The following is a 552-nucleotide window of genomic DNA, read 5'->3' on the forward strand; positions in this document are numbered from 1 at the left end:
ACCCAGTAGTGGAGCTACAGAAGCAAACAGTTTGATTGAGCTGATAAAGCGTTCAATGCTTGGTGCATTGCGTAGGATGATTTCGTCCAACTTTGCTTCCAGATCTTCAAGGTTGTCGCCTTTGTGATCTTGGTAAGCTTGGATAACTTCACCTAGAGGGTTGCCAGGGATAACTGTGTCTGATTTCGCCTGTTTACGCATTTTGCCACCGATGATCTGAAGGCGTAGGAAGCACAATAGCGCGATGATGACACCAACAGCGCCCATTGCTAGGATGACGTAACCAACGATACCGCCTTGGTCAATACGCTCCTGAACGGTAGGGCTCTGTACTAGTAGCGATAGAATTACGCCACGAGATGGATCAAGGAATAGCGGCTCATAAGTGCCTTTTGCTGATTCAAAACCAGCCACTTGGCTTGTGATGTTCTTGCTTGGCTGACGTGATAGTTCTTCGAACTTGCCAGTTTGAGGTACATAAATGACGTATTTGCCATCTGCAATTGCGTTAAATTCTCCTACTAGCGTTACGTCGCGAACGGCTTCTTTACC

1 pseudogene is annotated in these 552 nt (G+C 46.9%); it reads right to left on the reverse strand.

Going from position 1 to position 552, the window contains the following annotated elements:
• A pseudogene (locus R7O13_RS29920) lies at positions 1 to 552 on the reverse strand (MotA/TolQ/ExbB proton channel family protein); the annotation flags it as partial.

It is taken from the genome of Vibrio sp. Y176 (assembly GCF_033438945.1).